14 protein-coding genes are annotated in these 15,353 nt (G+C 70.4%); 11 read left to right on the forward strand and 3 right to left on the reverse strand.

The window, feature by feature from the left end; all coding sequences use genetic code 11:
* The first annotated feature begins 151 nt into the window (after positions 1–151).
* Positions 152–958, forward strand: a complete 807-nt coding sequence (locus tag IEZ09_RS36625; RefSeq protein ID WP_189258414.1) for an isocitrate lyase/PEP mutase family protein — start codon at positions 152–154, stop codon at positions 956–958.
* On the opposite strand, the gene IEZ09_RS36630 is transcribed toward IEZ09_RS36625, so the two are convergent.
* Both IEZ09_RS36630 and IEZ09_RS36635 read right to left on the reverse strand, forming a co-directional pair.
* The gene (locus IEZ09_RS36630) at positions 955–1,104 is read right to left on the reverse strand and encodes a hypothetical protein (RefSeq protein ID WP_189258415.1); all 150 of its coding nucleotides are present in this window, start codon (positions 1,102–1,104) and stop codon (positions 955–957) included. The two genes, IEZ09_RS36625 and IEZ09_RS36630, sit on opposite strands and share 4 nt — an antisense overlap.
* A 66-nt stretch (positions 1,105–1,170) precedes the next feature.
* Entirely contained in the window at positions 1,171–2,013 is an 843-nt protein-coding gene (locus tag IEZ09_RS36635) for a DegV family protein (protein WP_189258416.1), read from the reverse strand.
* A gap of 215 nt (positions 2,014–2,228) precedes the next feature.
* Between IEZ09_RS36635 and IEZ09_RS36640 the strand changes: the two genes are divergently transcribed.
* The 7 genes from IEZ09_RS36640 (at position 2,229) to mnmA (ending at position 9,367) form a co-directional block, all read left to right on the forward strand.
* On the forward strand, positions 2,229–3,011 hold the full coding sequence (locus IEZ09_RS36640) for an electron transfer flavoprotein subunit beta/FixA family protein (RefSeq protein ID WP_189258417.1): 783 nt from the start codon (positions 2,229–2,231) through the stop codon (positions 3,009–3,011).
* A gap of 22 nt (positions 3,012–3,033) precedes the next feature.
* Positions 3,034–3,987, forward strand: a complete 954-nt coding sequence (locus tag IEZ09_RS36645) for an electron transfer flavoprotein subunit alpha/FixB family protein (RefSeq protein WP_189258418.1) — start codon at positions 3,034–3,036, stop codon at positions 3,985–3,987.
* Positions 3,988–4,176: 189 nt separating this feature from the next.
* Complete coding sequence (locus tag IEZ09_RS36650; protein ID WP_189258419.1) at positions 4,177–4,950, forward strand: GNAT family N-acetyltransferase; 774 nt, start codon at positions 4,177–4,179, stop codon at positions 4,948–4,950.
* Positions 4,947–5,819 carry a lysophospholipid acyltransferase family protein gene (locus IEZ09_RS36655; protein ID WP_189258420.1) on the forward strand — a complete coding sequence of 291 codons (873 nt, stop codon included), beginning with the start codon at positions 4,947–4,949 and terminating at the stop codon, positions 5,817–5,819. The genes IEZ09_RS36650 and IEZ09_RS36655 overlap by 4 nt, the downstream gene beginning before the upstream one ends.
* On the forward strand, positions 5,776–7,119 hold the full coding sequence (locus IEZ09_RS36660) for an MFS transporter (protein ID WP_189258421.1): 1,344 nt from the start codon (positions 5,776–5,778) through the stop codon (positions 7,117–7,119). The genes IEZ09_RS36655 and IEZ09_RS36660 overlap by 44 nt, the downstream gene beginning before the upstream one ends.
* On the forward strand, positions 7,119–8,288 hold the full coding sequence (locus IEZ09_RS36665) for a cysteine desulfurase family protein (protein WP_189258422.1): 1,170 nt from the start codon (positions 7,119–7,121) through the stop codon (positions 8,286–8,288). The genes IEZ09_RS36660 and IEZ09_RS36665 overlap by 1 nt, the downstream gene beginning before the upstream one ends.
* Positions 8,285–9,367, forward strand: coding sequence for a tRNA 2-thiouridine(34) synthase MnmA (gene mnmA, locus IEZ09_RS36670; protein WP_189258423.1), 1,083 nt, complete (start codon positions 8,285–8,287; stop codon positions 9,365–9,367). The genes IEZ09_RS36665 and mnmA overlap by 4 nt, the downstream gene beginning before the upstream one ends.
* A 52-nt stretch (positions 9,368–9,419) precedes the next feature.
* Here the strand turns inward: mnmA and IEZ09_RS36675 are convergent, their stop codons facing one another.
* A complete protein-coding gene (locus IEZ09_RS36675) occupies positions 9,420–10,997 on the reverse strand; it encodes an Hsp70 family protein (RefSeq protein ID WP_229813284.1) in 1,578 nt (525 codons plus the stop codon).
* A gap of 233 nt (positions 10,998–11,230) precedes the next feature.
* Between IEZ09_RS36675 and IEZ09_RS36680 the strand changes: the two genes are divergently transcribed.
* The 3 genes from IEZ09_RS36680 (at position 11,231) to IEZ09_RS36690 (ending at position 15,288) form a co-directional block, all read left to right on the forward strand.
* A complete protein-coding gene (locus tag IEZ09_RS36680) occupies positions 11,231–11,932 on the forward strand; it encodes an IniB N-terminal domain-containing protein (protein ID WP_189258425.1) in 702 nt (233 codons plus the stop codon).
* An 81-nt stretch (positions 11,933–12,013) separates the two neighbouring features.
* Entirely contained in the window at positions 12,014–13,834 is a 1,821-nt protein-coding gene (locus IEZ09_RS36685; protein ID WP_189258426.1) for a dynamin family protein, read from the forward strand.
* Complete coding sequence (locus tag IEZ09_RS36690; RefSeq protein WP_229813285.1) at positions 13,831–15,288, forward strand: dynamin family protein; 1,458 nt, start codon at positions 13,831–13,833, stop codon at positions 15,286–15,288. Before IEZ09_RS36685 ends, IEZ09_RS36690 begins: the two co-directional genes overlap by 4 nt.
* The last annotated feature ends 65 nt before the right edge of the window (positions 15,289–15,353 follow it).

Below are 15,353 nucleotides of genomic sequence, written 5' to 3' on the forward strand. Positions count from 1 at the left end.
AGGGCGTGGGGGCGGCACCACGATGCACCCGTCTGACCGCAAATTCCCCCGGCAACGTTCCGCGCCACACCACTAGCCCTGTCCGGAAGTGGTCGGTTCACGTCCGAAACTCGCCGGACTTCTGTCGGTGCCTGCTGATATCACTCGGATCATGACTTCCAGCACCGACCGCACCCAGCTCTTCCACGCCCTCCACCAGCCGGGCCCGCTGGCCCTCCCCAACGCCTGGGACGTCGCCTCCGCCCTCGTCGTCGAGGCCGCCGGCGCGAAGGCCGTCGCCACCACGAGCGCCGGTGTGGCGTGGACTCTCGGCGCACCCGACGGCAACGAGGTCGAGCGCGACCGCGTGATCGACCTCGTCGCGCGGATCGCGAAGGCCGTCGAGATCCCGGTGACCGCGGACATCGAGTCCGGGTTCGGGCGCACCGCGGGCGAGGTGGCGGAGACGGTGCGGGCGGTCGTCGAGGCCGGGGCGTCCGGCGTGAACATCGAGGACGGCGTCGGCGGGGCGCTGCGCGAGATCGCGGAGCAGGCCGAGCGCCTCGCCGCGGCGCGTGAGGCGGCGCCGGCGATCTACATCAACGCGCGCATCGACACGTGCCTGCGCGGAATCGGCGAACCCGAAACCAGGCTCGAGCACACGCTGGAGCGTGCCGCGGCGTTCCTGGACGCCGGGGCGAGCGGCATCTTCGTGCCGGGCGTGACCGACCTCGACATCGTCACGGAGCTGGCGAAGGGGATCGCGGCTCCGCTCAACGTCCTCGTCGGGCCCGGCGCGCCCGCCGTCGACGAGCTGGCGAAGGCGGGCGTCGCGCGGATGAGCCTCGGTTCGGCCGTTGCCGAGGCGGCCTATGCGGTGGCGAGGCGGGCAACGGTGGAGCTGCTGACCGACGGCACCTACAGCAGTGTCGAAGGTGGCATCGAGTACGGCGAGCTCAACGCGCTCTTCAGGGGCTAGTGCTTCTTGCCGCGGAACTTGCGCAGCAGTTGTTCGGCCTGCGCGCGCTTGCGGGGATCGTTGGCCACCTGCCGTGCCTTGGCCTGGAGCCGTTGACCCTGCGGGCTGCGCAGGAACCTGGTGATCTTGTCCATGAACGAGGCCATTCGGTCCCTCCGGGTGTCCGTTACGTCCATTTCAACGGACGGAACAGCACCCGGAGTTCCCGGACGTCAGACCGGCGAAACGGTGATGCCCAGCGCGCCGGGGCCCACGTGGGCGCCGATCGCCGAGCTGACCTGCGTCAACATGAACTGGCGGACGTTGGGCACGCCGCGCCGGAGCTTGCGCAGGAGTCTGCTGGCCTTCTCCTCGGCGTCGAAGTGCTCGACGGCCACGTCGACGGTGTCGGTGCCCGCGCGCTTGATCGCGATGTCCAGCATCCGGTTGAGCGCGCGGTCGGCGCCCATCACGCGGTCGAGCGGGGTGATCTGACCGTCGGTCATGGTCAGCAGCGGCTTCATCGACAGCACACCGCCGACCAGCGCAGCCGCGGCACCGATGCGGCCGCCGCGCCGCAGGTACTCGAGCGTGTCGACGTAGATCAGTTCGGTGGATCTGTCGAACCGGCGCTGGGCGGTCGCGAGCACTCTCTCGACGCTGCCGCCCGCTTCGGCGATCTTCGCCGCGGCCTGGACGGCGTAGCCGATGCTCATGCCGCAGGTGTGCGTGTCGACCACGTGGACGGGCACGCGGACCTGGGCCGCCGCGGTGCGCGCCGCCTCGACGGTCGCGGACTGACGGCTCGACACGTGCACCGACACGATCGAGCGGACGCCCTGCGCGGCCAGCTCGTTGTACGTCCAGAAGAACGCGCCGGGGTCGGGCGGAATCGTCGCCACGGGCACGTTGGAACGCATGGCCGATACCAGTTCCGGGACCGGGATGCGGGACTCGTCGTCGGTGTGGTCGCCGATCCGCACCTGGATCTGGACCACCTCGATGCCGAGTTGGTCAGTCAGCTGCTTCGGGAGACAGGCCGTCGAGTCGGTCACTATTGCCACTCGCCTGTACACGCACGGCAGCGTAGCTCCTCCGAATGGGTTACGTCTCACCTGGTGGCGCAAGCGGGTGAGAACCGTCACGCTAGCCGGGTGCTTGCTTCCGTTTGCAGGGGGGCTACTGGCGGGTAACATCCGGGTGATGGCAGGGTCGTGAACACCCGGCGGCGCAGTCCTAAAGTCCTCTGCGTAAGCGTCGCCGCCCGTCCGCAGGAGGTCGAAGAGGACCTATGAACATTGTTGTCCTGGTCAAGCAGGTGCCTGACACCTGGTCCGAGCGCAAGCTCACCGACGCCGACCACACCCTTGACCGCGAATCCGCGGATGCCGTGCTCGACGAGATCAACGAGCGCGCCGTCGAAGAGGCTCTGCAGCTGCAGGAGGCCCACGGCGGTGAGGTCACCGTGATCGCGATGGGTCCCGACCGCGCCACCGACGCCATCCGCAAGGCGCTGTCCATGGGTGCCGACAAGGCGATCCACGTGAGCGACGAGGCGCTGCACGGCTCGGACGTGCTGGCCACGGCGAAGGTCCTCGCGAAGGCGATCGGCACGGTCGAGAACGTCGACCTGGTCATCGCGGGCAACGAGGCGACCGACGGCCGCGCGGGCGCTGTCCCGGCCATCCTCGCCGAGCTGCTCGGCCTGCCGCAGGTCACCCAGCTGCGCAAGGTCACCGTCGAGGGCACGACGATCAAGGGCGAGCGCGAGACCGACGAGGGCGTCGCGTTCCTCGAGGCGTCGCTGCCGGCCGTGGTCTCCGTGACCGAGAAGATCAACGAGCCGCGCTACCCGTCCTTCAAGGGCATCATGGCCGCGAAGAAGAAGCCGGTCTCCACGATCACCGTGGCGGACCTGGGCATCGACGCGTCCGAGGTCGGCCTGTCCGGCGCGTACACCCAGGTGCTCGAGGCGGCCCCGAAGCCGCCGCGCAGCGCGGGTCAGCGCGTCGAGGACAGCGGCGACGGCGGCGCGAAGATCGCCGAGTTCCTCGTCGGCCAGAAGCTCATCTGAGAAGGATTGGGAGGGAAGAGAAATGTCTGAAGTCCTGGTCCTGGTCGACCACGTCGACGGCGAGGTCAAGAAGGTCAGCTACGAGCTGCTGACGGCCGCGCGCCGCCTCGGCACCCCGGCCGCCGTGGTCGTGGGCGCTCCCGGCACCGCGTCGAAGATCCGCGAGTCGCTCGGCCGCTACGGCGCCGCGAAGGTCTACGCCGTCGAGTCCGACGACGCCGTCAACTTCCTGACGACCCCGAAGGTCGAGGCGCTGGCCGCGCTCGCCCCGAACGCGTCCGCGGTGCTCGTCTCCGCGACCGTCGAGGGCAAGGAAGTCGCCGGCCGTCTCGCCGTGCGCATCGACTCCGGCTGGCTCGTCGACGTCGTGGACGTCGAGGCCGACGGCACCGGTGTGCAGTCCATCTTCGGTGGCGCGTTCGTCGTCAAGGCGAAGGTCAGCAAGGGCACGCCGATCATCACCGTCCGCCCCGGCGGCGTCGAGGCCGAGGAGTCGCCCGCGGACGCCGTGCTGGACGAGTCCGTCTCGATCTCCGTGGACGCCGCCAAGGCCGCCCGCGTGACCTCCCGCGAGGCCGTCGTCGGCGGCGACCGCCCGGAGCTCACCGAGGCCTCTGTCGTCGTCTCGGGTGGCCGCGGCGTCGGCTCGGCCGAGAAGTTCTCCGTCGTCGAGGAGCTCGCCGACTCCCTGGGTGCCGCCGTCGGTGCCTCGCGCGCCGCGGTCGACTCCGGCTACTACCCGCACCAGTTCCAGGTGGGCCAGACCGGTAAGACGGTCTCGCCGCAGCTGTACGTGGCGCTGGGCATCTCCGGTGCGATCCAGCACCGCGCGGGCATGCAGACCTCGAAGACGATCGTCGCGGTCAACAAGGACCCCGAGGCGCCGATCTTCGAGATCGCCGACTTCGGTGTCGTGGGCGACCTGTTCAACGTCGCGCCGCAGCTGACCGAAGAGGTCCGCAAGCGCAAGGGCTGAGCACTCCCGCTCGACGACGAACGGCCGTCCCGCCTCGGTGGGGCGGCCGTTCGTTCCACCTGGTTCGGCACCTCGACCGCGTCGCCCGGAGGGCTCGCGGCAGGACCACCGGGGGTTAACCCGACTGCCACTGAGGCGTCATCGTTCTGACCTGCTGTCATTCGCCGAACCGGCTTCACCCTGGTTCGCATGACGCAGCCGGAACTGCTTGTCAGCACCCCCGTCCAGCAGGACAAGGACGCTCCCCGCTACTCCCTCCTCGTCGCCCGCGACAGCGCCGAGGTCGTGGCCGCGCAGAGACTGCGCTACGAGGTGTTCGCCGGTGAGATGGGGGCGACGCTGCACACCAGCGTGCCCGGCCACGACGTCGACGAGTTCGACGAGCACTGCGATCACCTCGTCGTCCGCGACGACCGCACCGGCCAGATCGTCGGCGGCTACCGCATGCTGCCGCCGGAGCGCGCGAAGGACGCCGGGCGGCTCTACAGCGACGGCGAGTTCGACCTGAGCAACCTCGAGGACATCCGGCACACCACCGTGGAGACCGGGCGTTCCTGCGTGCACCCCGACCACCGCAACGGGGCCGTCGTCAGCCTCGTGTGGGCGGGCATCGCGCGGTACATGCTGCTGAGCGGGCACAAGTGGCTCGTCGGGTGCGCGTCCATCCCCCTGCAGGACGGCGGGAGCTTCGCGGCCGGGGTGTGGGACACCGTGCACGCCAAGAACTACGCGCCGGAGCAGTACCGCGTCACGCCGCACAACCCGTGGGACGTCGACTCGGTCGCGCGGCCCGGGAGGACCGTGCTGCCGCCGCTGCTGAAGGGCTACCTGCGGCTCGGGGCGTGGGTGTGCGGACGGCCCGCGCTCGACGCCGACTTCGGGGTCGCGGACCTCTTCATCCTGCTCGGCATGGATCACGTGGATCAGCGCTATCTCAAGTTCTTCCTGGGGGAGACGGCATGAGTCACGCCTGGATGCCCACGTCGCCCTGTGGCGACGGGTGTGTCAGCGGCACTCCGGACAACGTCAGCGCGGTCAGACAGGCCTGGCGCGCGTTCACGGCCGTCATGGCGATCCTCTGCGGTGTGTGGATCGCGGTCGCGCTGCTGCTGCCGGGCAGGCAGCGGGAGAGCGTGGTCAGGCTGTGGTTCCACGCCGTGCTGAGGGCGTTCGGCGTGCGGCTGGAGGTCCACGGCCCCAAGAGGTTCCAGGCCGTTCCCCGGCGCGGTGTGCTCGTCGCGAGCAACCACGTGTCGTGGCTGGACGAGCTCGCGATCGACGCGGTGCAGCCGATCAAGATCGTGGCCAAGAAGGACATCAAGGGCTGGCCCGTCCTCGGCCGGATCATCACCGCCGCGGGCACGGTCTACCTGGACCGCGAGAAGCTCCGCGAGTTGCCGAAGACCGTCGGCGAGCTGACGGCGACCCTGCGCAACGGCAGCGCTGTCGGCATCCACGCCGAGGGCACGACGTGGTGCGGGCTCGCGTCCGGGCGATACAAGCCCGCGTTGTTCCAGGCCGCGCTCGACGCCGGTGTGCCGGTGCGGCCGATCGTGCTGCGCTACCGGATCGGTGACCACCTGACCACGCAGCCCGCGTTCGTGGGCAGCGACACGCTCATCGACTCCATCCGGCGCGTGCTGAAGGTGAAGGGCCTGGTCGTCGAGGTGCACGTGCTCGACGAGATCGCTCCCGGCCGCGCGGCGAACCGCAGGGAGCTGGCTGAGCTCGCCGAGGCGCAGTCAAACCGCTTGACCTCGACCGAACTGGAGATAGCACCATCAACGGGTGACTCTCACCGCGCCCGCCCGATCTCGCCTCTGGTCGCCTGACCGCCGCTGGCCCACGACGGGCATCCTCCTGCTGGTCACGCTCGTCGCCTTCGAGGTGATGGGCGTGGGCACGGCGATGCCCACGATGGTCCACGAGCTGAAGGGCGAGGCCCTCTACGCGTGGCCGTTCCTCGCGAACCTCGCGGCGAGCGTCATCGCGACTGTCTTCTCCGGACGGCTGTCGGACCGGCGGGGACCGAAGCTCTCGGTGCTGATCGGTGTCACGCTCTTCCTCGCCGGACTGGTCGTCGCGGGTGTCGCGGAGACCATGACCGTGCTGCTCGTCGGCCGGGTGCTGCAGGGGTTCGGCGTCGGCTTCCTGATCGTCGCGATCTACGTGCTGATCGCGCTCGCCTACCCCGAGAGCGACCGGCCCGCGGTGTTCGGGGCGCTGTCCGCGGCGTGGGTGGTGCCGTCGCTGGTGGGGCCCGCGGTCGCGGGCTGGGCGACCGAGCACCTGAGCTGGCGGCTGGTGTTCCTCGGGATCATCCCGCTGGTCCTGATCGGCATCGTGCTGCTCGTGCCCGTGCTCAGGGGCCTTCCTCCGCACGACGCCGTTCCGCCGCAGCGCAAGTACCTGCCGCTGGCCGCCGTGGCGGTGGGTGTCGGGGTGGCGAGCCTGAGCTGGGCGTTGCAGCACCGCACGTGGTGGCTGCTCGCGGTGGCGCTGGTGCTGCTCGCGCCCGCGCTGCGGATTCTGCTGCCCAAGGGCACGCTGACGGCCCGGCGCGGCCTCCCGGTCACGATCCTGGCGCGCGGTCTGCTGGCCGGCACGTTCTTCGCGGTCGAGGGCTTCATCCCGCTGACGCTGACCGTCGTGCACGGCTACTCGCCGCTGGAGGCGGGCCTTCCCCTCACGCTGAGCGCGCTCGGCTGGGCCGGTGCGTCGATGTGGGCGTCGCGGCACCCGGAGATCGAGCGCCACACGCTGGTGCGGGTCGGCTTCCTGTTCACCGCGACCGGCATGGCGGCCGTGACGCTCATCGCACCCTCGTGGGGTCCCGCCTGGCTGACGCTGGTGCTGTGGGGCTTCGCGGGAGCGGGCATGGGCCTCGCGACGTCCAGCGTCGGCGTGCTGATGATGGCCGCGTCACCCGAGGAGGACCGCGGGTTCAACTCGGCGGCGCTGCAGATCTCGGACATGCTCGGCTCGGCGACCATGATCGGCATCGGCGGTGTGCTGGTCGTGGCGACCGCTCCGACCGCGGGCGTCGTCGTGCTGAACCTGTCGATGGCGGCGTTGGCCGTGGTGGGAGCGATTCTGACCGGACCCCGCATGCGGGCTACCCTTGAGACCTGATGGCTTATCTCGACCACGCTGCCACGACCCCCATGCACCCCGAGGCGGTCGCGGCGATGACCGAGGCGTTGTCCACCACGGGCAACGCCTCGTCGCTGCACACCTCCGGCAGGCGGGCGCGGCGTGCGATCGAGGAGGCCCGCGAGACCATCGCCGACGCCCTCGGCGCCCGGCCGTCCGAGGTGCTCTTCACCGGTGGCGGCACGGAGAGCGACAACCTCGCGGTCAAGGGCATCTACTGGGCGCGCGAGCGGCCTCGGGTGCTGGCCTCCGCGGTGGAGCACCACGCGGTGCTGGACGCCGTCGAGTGGCTGGAGCAGCAGGGTGCCGAGGTCACCTGGCTGCCGACCGACCGCTACGGCCGCGTGTCGGCGGAATCGGTCGAAGCAGCTCTCGACGACGACGTGGCACTGGTCACGACGATGTGGGCGAACAACGAGGTCGGCACCATCAACCCGGTGCACGACATCGCGCGCGTGTGCGCTGAGCGCGGTGTTCCGTTCCACACGGACGCGGTGCAGGCCGTGGGCGCGGTACCGGTCGATTTCGCCGCTTCCGGCGCGTCCGCGTTGACCATGACCGGCCACAAGGTCGGCGGCCCGTACGGCGTGGGCGTGCTGCTGCTGGCGCGCGACGTGAAGTGCGCGCCGTTGCTGCACGGCGGTGGCCAGGAGCGGGACGTGCGGTCCGGCACGCTGGACGTGCCGTCGATCGTGGGCCTCGCGCGGGCCGTGCGGATCGCGGTCGACGAGCAGGAGCAGCGTGCGCGTGAACTCGTCGCGCTGCGCGAGGAGCTGATCGCGTCGGTGCGCGCGGTGGTGCCGGACGTGATCGTGAACGGCGACCCGGTCGACCGCCTGCCCGGCAACGCGCACCTGACGTTCCCCGGCTGCGAGGGCGACAGCCTGCTGATGCTGCTCGATGCGCGCGGTGTCGAGTGCTCGACGGGCTCCGCGTGCACGGCCGGAGTCGCGCAGCCGAGCCACGTGCTGCTCGCGATGGGCGTGGAGCCTTCCCTCGCACGTGGATCCCTGCGGTTCTCGCTGGGGCATACGTCGACCCGCGCCGACGTTGAAAAACTCGCGGCGGTCATCGGCCCGGTGGTCGAGCGCGCGCGTACGGCAGGTCTGGCAGGCATGAGGCGGAACCGGAAGGTGGTCAAGCAGTGAAGGTCCTCGCGGCGATGAGCGGTGGTGTCGACTCCGCGGTGGCGGCGGCACGCGCCGTCGAAGCGGGACACGACGTGACGGGCGTGCATCTCGCGCTGTCGGCCAAGCCCGGCACGCTGCGCACGGGCGCCCGCGGCTGCTGCACGATCGAGGACGCCCACGACGCCCGCCGCGCGGCCGACCTGATGGGCATCCCGTTCTACGTCTGGGACTTCGCCGAGCGCTTCACCGAGGAGGTCGTGGAGGACTTCGTCGCGGAGTACGCGGCGGGCCGCACGCCGAACCCGTGCCTGCGCTGCAACGAGCGGATCAAGTTCGAAGCGTTGCTGGACAAGGCGATCGCGCTCGGCTTCGACGCCGTCTGCACGGGCCACTACGCGCGCCTCGAACTCGTCGACGGGCGTCCCGAGCTGCGCCGGTCGGCCGACCTGGGCAAGGACCAGTCCTACGTGCTGGCGTCGCTGACGGCCGATCAGCTCGCCCACGCGATGTTCCCGTTGGGGGACACCACGAAGGACGCCGTCCGCGAGGAGGCCGCGGCGCGCGGGTTGTCGGTCGCGAAGAAGCCGGACAGCCACGACATCTGCTTCATCCCGGACGGCGACACGCAGAAGTTCCTCGCCGGGCGGATGGAGACCAAGCCCGGCCTGCTGATCGACGACGAGACCGGCGCGGTGCTCGGCCGGCACGCGGGCGTGCACGAGTTCACCGTGGGACAGCGCAAGGGCCTCGGGATCGACGCCCCGGCGCCTGACGGCCGTCCTCGGTACGTGCTGGCGCTGGAGCCGGTCTCCGGCAACGTCCGCGTCGGCTCGGTCGAGAAGCTCGCGGTCACCGGGATCTCCGCCTCGGCCCCGGTCGTGCACGTGGAACTGGACGGACCGGTCGAGTGCGTGGCCCAGGTGCGCGCGCACGGCGGCACGGCTCCGGCGGTCGCCGAGCTGGTGGACGGTGTGCTGCAGGTCCAGTTGCGGGAGCCGCTCAGGGGTGTGGCGCCGGGCCAGGCCGTGGCGATCTACCGCGAGGACGCGGCGGGCGACGTCGTGCTGGCCAGCGCGACGATCGACGCGACCCGCTAGCCGCAGACCGGCCGCAGACCTCCCCGCAGCTCCACAAAGGACACTCCGGTGGTCACGCCGAAGGCGGAGGTGTGCTCGGCGGATCGGGCGGGGGCGGGGTCTGGGCGCTGCTGGTGGCGGACGGCGTCGGCGGGGAGAACGTCGTGGTCACCGGCGGCACGACGACAGGCGTCGGCGGCTCGGCGCGAGGCGCGGGGGTGGTGGACGCCGCGCTCGTGGCGGGTTTGGACACCGAAGCCGAAGTGGACGTGGGCGTGCTCGAGGCCGTGCGGGCCGATGACGTGACGGGGTTGTGCGGCACGGTCGCGCGGACGTTCAGCTCCGCCGGAGCGTTGGGCACCGTGGCGGTCTGGTTCGGCTCGCCGGGCGCGGTGGTGCCTGTCGAACGGTCGGTCCAGGCCACGGCGGCCAGTGCGGCGACACCGATGGCCATGATGCCGGCCGCACCGACGACGATCTTGGGACCGCCGCGGGGCCGCGAACGGGGAACGGACAGCGGCGCGGTCGTCACCACGGGACGCGTCGGCGGTTCGGCGCGCGTGATCACGGGGCGTGCGTCGAACGCGGCCAGCGCGGCGCCGGTCGCGACGGACGTGCTCTGGTCGGTGTCCACGGCGACCGGGCGGCCCAGTTCCGTCGAGATCAGCTGCGCCACCAGGGGGATGCGGGACGATCCACCGACGAGCAGCACCCCGGCCAGGTCGTCGGGCTCCAGCCCGGCGGAGCGCACGGTGCGGCGCAGTGCCTCGACCGTGTCGACCAGCGCGGGCCGGATCATCGCCTCGAACTCGGCGCGCACCAGCCGGATCTGTGCCCGCGTTCCCGGCAGCAGCACCGGAATGGTGACCTCGGTGTCGGTGGACAACGCCTCCTTCGCCTCGGTGCAGTCCCTGCGCAGCCTCGCGACCGCGGCCACCGCGACCGGGTCCTCGGGGTCCAGCTCGTCCACGACGTCGGCGATGCTCGCGCGGACGTGGTCGAACACGACCTCGTCGAAGTCGATGCCGCCCAGCCGTTCGATGCCTTCCGGACGCCCGAGCAACTCGAATCCCGCGCTCTCGGTGCGGCGCAGCACGGCGGTGTCGAACGTGCCGCCGCCGAGGTCGTAGACGGCGATCGTGCCGCCGGGCTCGATCCGTTGCGCGGAGGCGTAGTGCACGGCGGCCGCTTCCGGTTCCGTCAGGAACACGACCTCGTCGAGGCCCGCGGTGGTGAGCCCCTCGGCGAGCAGCGCCCTCTTGTGCGGGCCCCATCCGGCGGGATGGGTGACCGCGATCCGGTCCGGCGGCGCGCCCTCGCGCTCGGACACCCGGTCGACGACCCAGCGCGCCAGGAAGCCGGCGAGCTCGTGGGCGTGCCGCGGGGCACCGGCCACCATCAGCGGGGTCGGGTCGCCGATGCGGCGTTTGAACTCGCGGACCACCCGCTCCGGGTCGGTCACCGCGCGGCGCTCGGCGGCCTCCCCGACGAGCACGCAGGAGTCCTCGCCGAGATAGAGGACCGAGGGGACCGGCGCCGACCGAGGACTCAATGCGACGACCTCGGCGGATGTGGACGTCCGGTGCACGGCGGCGGCGGTGAACGTCGTGCCCAGGTCAACACCCAATTGATAGACCACAGCGCGCAACATTAGCAACATTTTAGGCGCGAACGGCAATCCCCCATTTCCCCTATCCTGCCACCCCGATCCCCGTCACTCATTCGGGTGGCGCGGTATGTTCTGCATCCCCCAGCGGCATCCCGTGGAATTCGGAGCGATCACCGATGGCAAGCTTCTGCCGCGGTCCTAGCGTTCGTGCGGTCGGGCGCGGAGTTCGACGTGCATTCGAGACGATCAGCGACCTAGAGGAGAAGACAAACGCCATGACCAGCCTGCTGGAATTCATTCTCACCCTGCTCAGGGACCCGGTGGCTCAGGAGCAGTTCAAAGCAAACCCCCAGCAGGCCCTGCGTGATCACGGGTTCGACGAGGTCTGCGGTCAGGACGTGCACGACGCGTTGCCGCTGGTGGTGGACAACGTCATGGTGAGCGGCACGGGCGGCAACCTGCCCTCACCGCAACCGGGTGAGGACCACTTCGACATCGCGATCCGGCAGATCGACCACATCGTGCACAACTATTCCTACACCGACAGCCACGACGCGAACGTGGACTATTCAGTGCACCAGACCATCTGGACCCAGGGCGACGTGAACCAGTCGTTCGACAACGACTACGGCAACGGCAACCAGTACGACAACGACACCATCACCGCGAACGACAGCACGGTCGTCGACGGCGACGCCAACGCCACCGCCACCGGTGACGCGGATCTGCAGAACTTCGGTCAGGGCGACGTCACCGGCAACTCCGGCAACAATTCCGAACATGATTCACATGAGGTGACCCACCAGGATTCACAGACCACGATCGACACCTCGTACCACCACGAACACGAACACGACGTCGACGTCCACCACGGCGACCAGCACGGCCTGGTCGACGTCGATGTCGACGACACGTTGAACGACGTCGACCTGTTGAGCCACAACGACGTCGACCTGCTCAACGGTCTGCACCTGTAGGGGCACGTTCGGCCCGGTCCAGGTGCCACGCCTGGATCGGGCGCCGGAGCCCGTGAGAAGGATTCTGTGAGGGAGTAGCACTTGTCGGTTCCCGCAGCGATCGACGTCGTCGACCTCGCGCTCCAGGCGGCACTCGCCTACGGTCGCGCCGACTTCGGCGCCCGCCTGCGCCAGACCCGGCGCAGGCTGACCGAGGACGGCGTCCGGGTGCTCGTGGTCGGAGAGTTCAAGCAAGGCAAGAGCCATCTGGTCAACGCGCTGCTCAACGCGTCGGTCTGCCCGATCGACGACGACATCGCGACGGCGGTGCCGACCGTCGTGCGTTATGCGGAGCAACCCGCGGCCGTGGTCGTGCACGAGTACGGCGGTGAGGCGCCCGCCGAGAGCAAGCCCGTTCCGGTCGACCGGCTCACCGACTACGTCTGCGACCCCGGCAACCGGCGCGGCATCAGCTACGCCGAGGTGGGTGTCCCGCGCACGTTGCTGGCCGGCGGGCTGGTCGTGGTGGACACGCCGGGTGTGGGCGGGCTCGCGTCGATGCACGGTGCGGCCACCATCGCCGCGTTGCCGCTGGCCGACGCGGTGGTGTTCGTCTCGGACGCGGGCTCGGAGCTGACGGCGCCCGAACTGGACTTCCTCCGGCACGCCGCGCAGGTGTGCCCGAACATCGTGTGCGCGTTGACGAAGATCGATCTCTACCCGCACTGGCGGCGCATCGCCGAGATCGACCGCCGGCACCTGGCCAACGCCGAACTGGAGGCGGAGGTCGTGCCCGTCTCGTCGACGCTGCGGCTGCACGCGGTCCGCACCAACGACCACATGCTCAACACCGAGTCCGGTTTTCCCGTGCTGATCGGGCATCTGCGGGACCGGATCGCCGGCCAGGCCGACCAGCTCGCCCGTCGTGCCGCGGCCCAGGACGTGCTGGCCGTCACCGAGCAGCTGACGACCACGATGCGGGCGCAGCTGCAGGCGTACCAGGGCGGTGACGCCTCCGCCGAGCTGATCCGCGAGCTGGAGCTGGCGCAGCTGCGTGCCGACCGGCTGCGGGAGCGGTCGGCGCGCTGGCAGCAGACGTTGAGCGACGGCATCGCGGATCTGATCTCGGACATCGAGTACGACCTGCGGGACAGGATGCGGCAGATCGGCCGTGACGCCGAACGCGAGATCGACCAGGCCGACCCCGTCGCGATGGAGGACCAGTTCGCCGCGTGGCTGCAGCAGCAGGTCTCCGGTGCCGCGTCGGCGAACTTCGTGTGGGCGATGGAGCGCGGCCGCTGGCTCGCCGACCAGGTGGCCGACCACTTCGCCGAGGACGGCGACAAGGTGCTGCCGGACCTGCGGGACGTCGACTTCGCCAGGATGACCGGCTGCATCGACGCCATCGAGCTGCCGCGCAACGAGAAGCTGAAGCTGGGCAACAAACTCCTCCTCGGCATGCGCGGTGGTTACGGCGGCACGTTGATGTTCGGCATGGCGGGCACGCTGGTCGGGATGGCACTGCTCAACCCGTTCTCGATCGCCGCGGGCCTGCTGCTGGGCGGCCGCACGGTGCGCGAGGAACGCAAGAGGCTGGTGCAGCGGCGGCAGATGGAGGCCAAGAGCGCCGTTCGCCGGCACCTGGACGACGTCGTTTTCCAGTTGGGCAAGGAGTCCAGGGACATGCTCCGCGAGGTGCAGCGCACGTTGCGCAACCACTTCACCAGCCATGCCGAGGAGCTGCAGCGATCGGTGAACGACTCGTTGCACGCGGCGCAGAACGCCTTGCGCGCCAACAAGGAGGAGTGCAAACGCGCGATCTCCGACCTGCAGGCCGAGCTCGCCCGCGTCGCCGCGCTGGAGGACCGCGCGCGTGAACTGACGGCGGAACCGCGGCTGGTGCTGAGCGAGGTGGCGCGGTGAACGCGACGACGGGAATCGGCGCGTCCGTCCGCGCCGTGATGCGACGGGCGATCAAGGCGTACCGGGACAGCCCGGACACGGTGGCGTACCTGCAGCGGCACCTGGACCGGATGAACGAACCGTTGCGCGTCGCGATCGCGGGACAGGTCAAGGCGGGCAAGTCGACCTTGCTGAACGCGTTGGTGGGCGAGGAGATCGCGGCCACCGACGCCGGCGAGTGCACCCGCGCCGTCACCTGGTACCGCGACGCCGAGACGCCGCGGATCACCGTGCACCCGGTGGACGCACCACCCCGGCAGCTGCCCGTCGACCGCCGTGGCGGAGCGCTGCGCGTGGAGCTGGGCACGAGCCGGGTCGATCGCGTGGTCGTCGACTGGCCGTCACAGCACCTGCGCACGATGACGCTGATCGACACCCCTGGCCTGCAGTCGATCTCGGCGGAGATCTCGGCACGCACCGTCGACTTCCTGGCGGGCGACGAGGAGCCAGCGGAGGCCGATGCGGTGATCTACCTGATGCGGCACCTGCACTCGACCAACGTGCGGTTCCTGGAGTCGTTCTACGACAGGGGCATCGCTCGCGCGACGCCGGTGAACACCATCGCGGTGCTGTCGAGGGCGGACGAGATCGGCGCAGGCCGGATCGACGCTCTGATGTCCGCCCGGCGCATCGCGCGCCGGTACGGCGCCGACGAGAAGCTGCGGGCGTTGTGCCAGACCGTCGTACCGGTCTCCGGTCTGCTCGCGCAGGCGGGCAGGACGATGCGGCAGGCCGAGTTCGCGGCGTTCCTGGAACTCGTGCGGGCACGGCGGTCCGATGTCGAGGCCGCGCTGCTCTCCGCCGACCGGTTCGCACGCTACGACGGCCTCGAGCCGGACGTGTGCGCCGACCTGTTGCACCGGTTCGGGTTGAGCGGGGTCCGGCTGGCCGTCACGCTGGTGCGCCAGGGTTTCGACAGCGCGCCGAAGCTGGCAGGCGAACTGGTGCGGCGCAGCGGCCTCGACGAGCTGCGCGGCGTGCTCACCGCTGGGTTCACCGCACGCGCCGAGCTGCTGAAGGCGCGGTCCGCACTGCTCGCCCTGGACGTGGTGCTCAGCAGGGCGGTCCGGCCGGAGACGCAGTCGCTGGTCGTCGAGGTGGAACGGATCGTGGCCGGTGCACACGAGTTCGCCGAGCTGCGGCTGCTCAGTTCGCTGCGGCTGGGTTCGGTGAAACTCCCCGCCGACGTGCTCGCCGAGGCCGAGCGGTTGCTGGGCGGGCTGGGGGTGGGCTCGACGACGAGACTCGGCCTCGGTGTGCACGCCACCACGGCCGAGCAGCGCAACGCCGCACTGGACGCGCTGAGCCGGTGGCGGCGACGCCTGGAGAACCCGTTGTCCAGCCTGGCGCTGACCGACGCGTCGCGCGTCGTCATCCGCAGCTGCGAAGGCATGCTGGCCGGCTTCGCCGACTGACGTTCGCGATGAACGGCGCTTTCGTCCACCTGGTGTTTTAACCAGGGGTGAGGTCCTTGGGACGG

The organism is Lentzea flava (assembly GCF_014648475.1).
Classification (GTDB): domain Bacteria; phylum Actinomycetota; class Actinomycetes; order Mycobacteriales; family Pseudonocardiaceae; genus Lentzea; species Lentzea flava.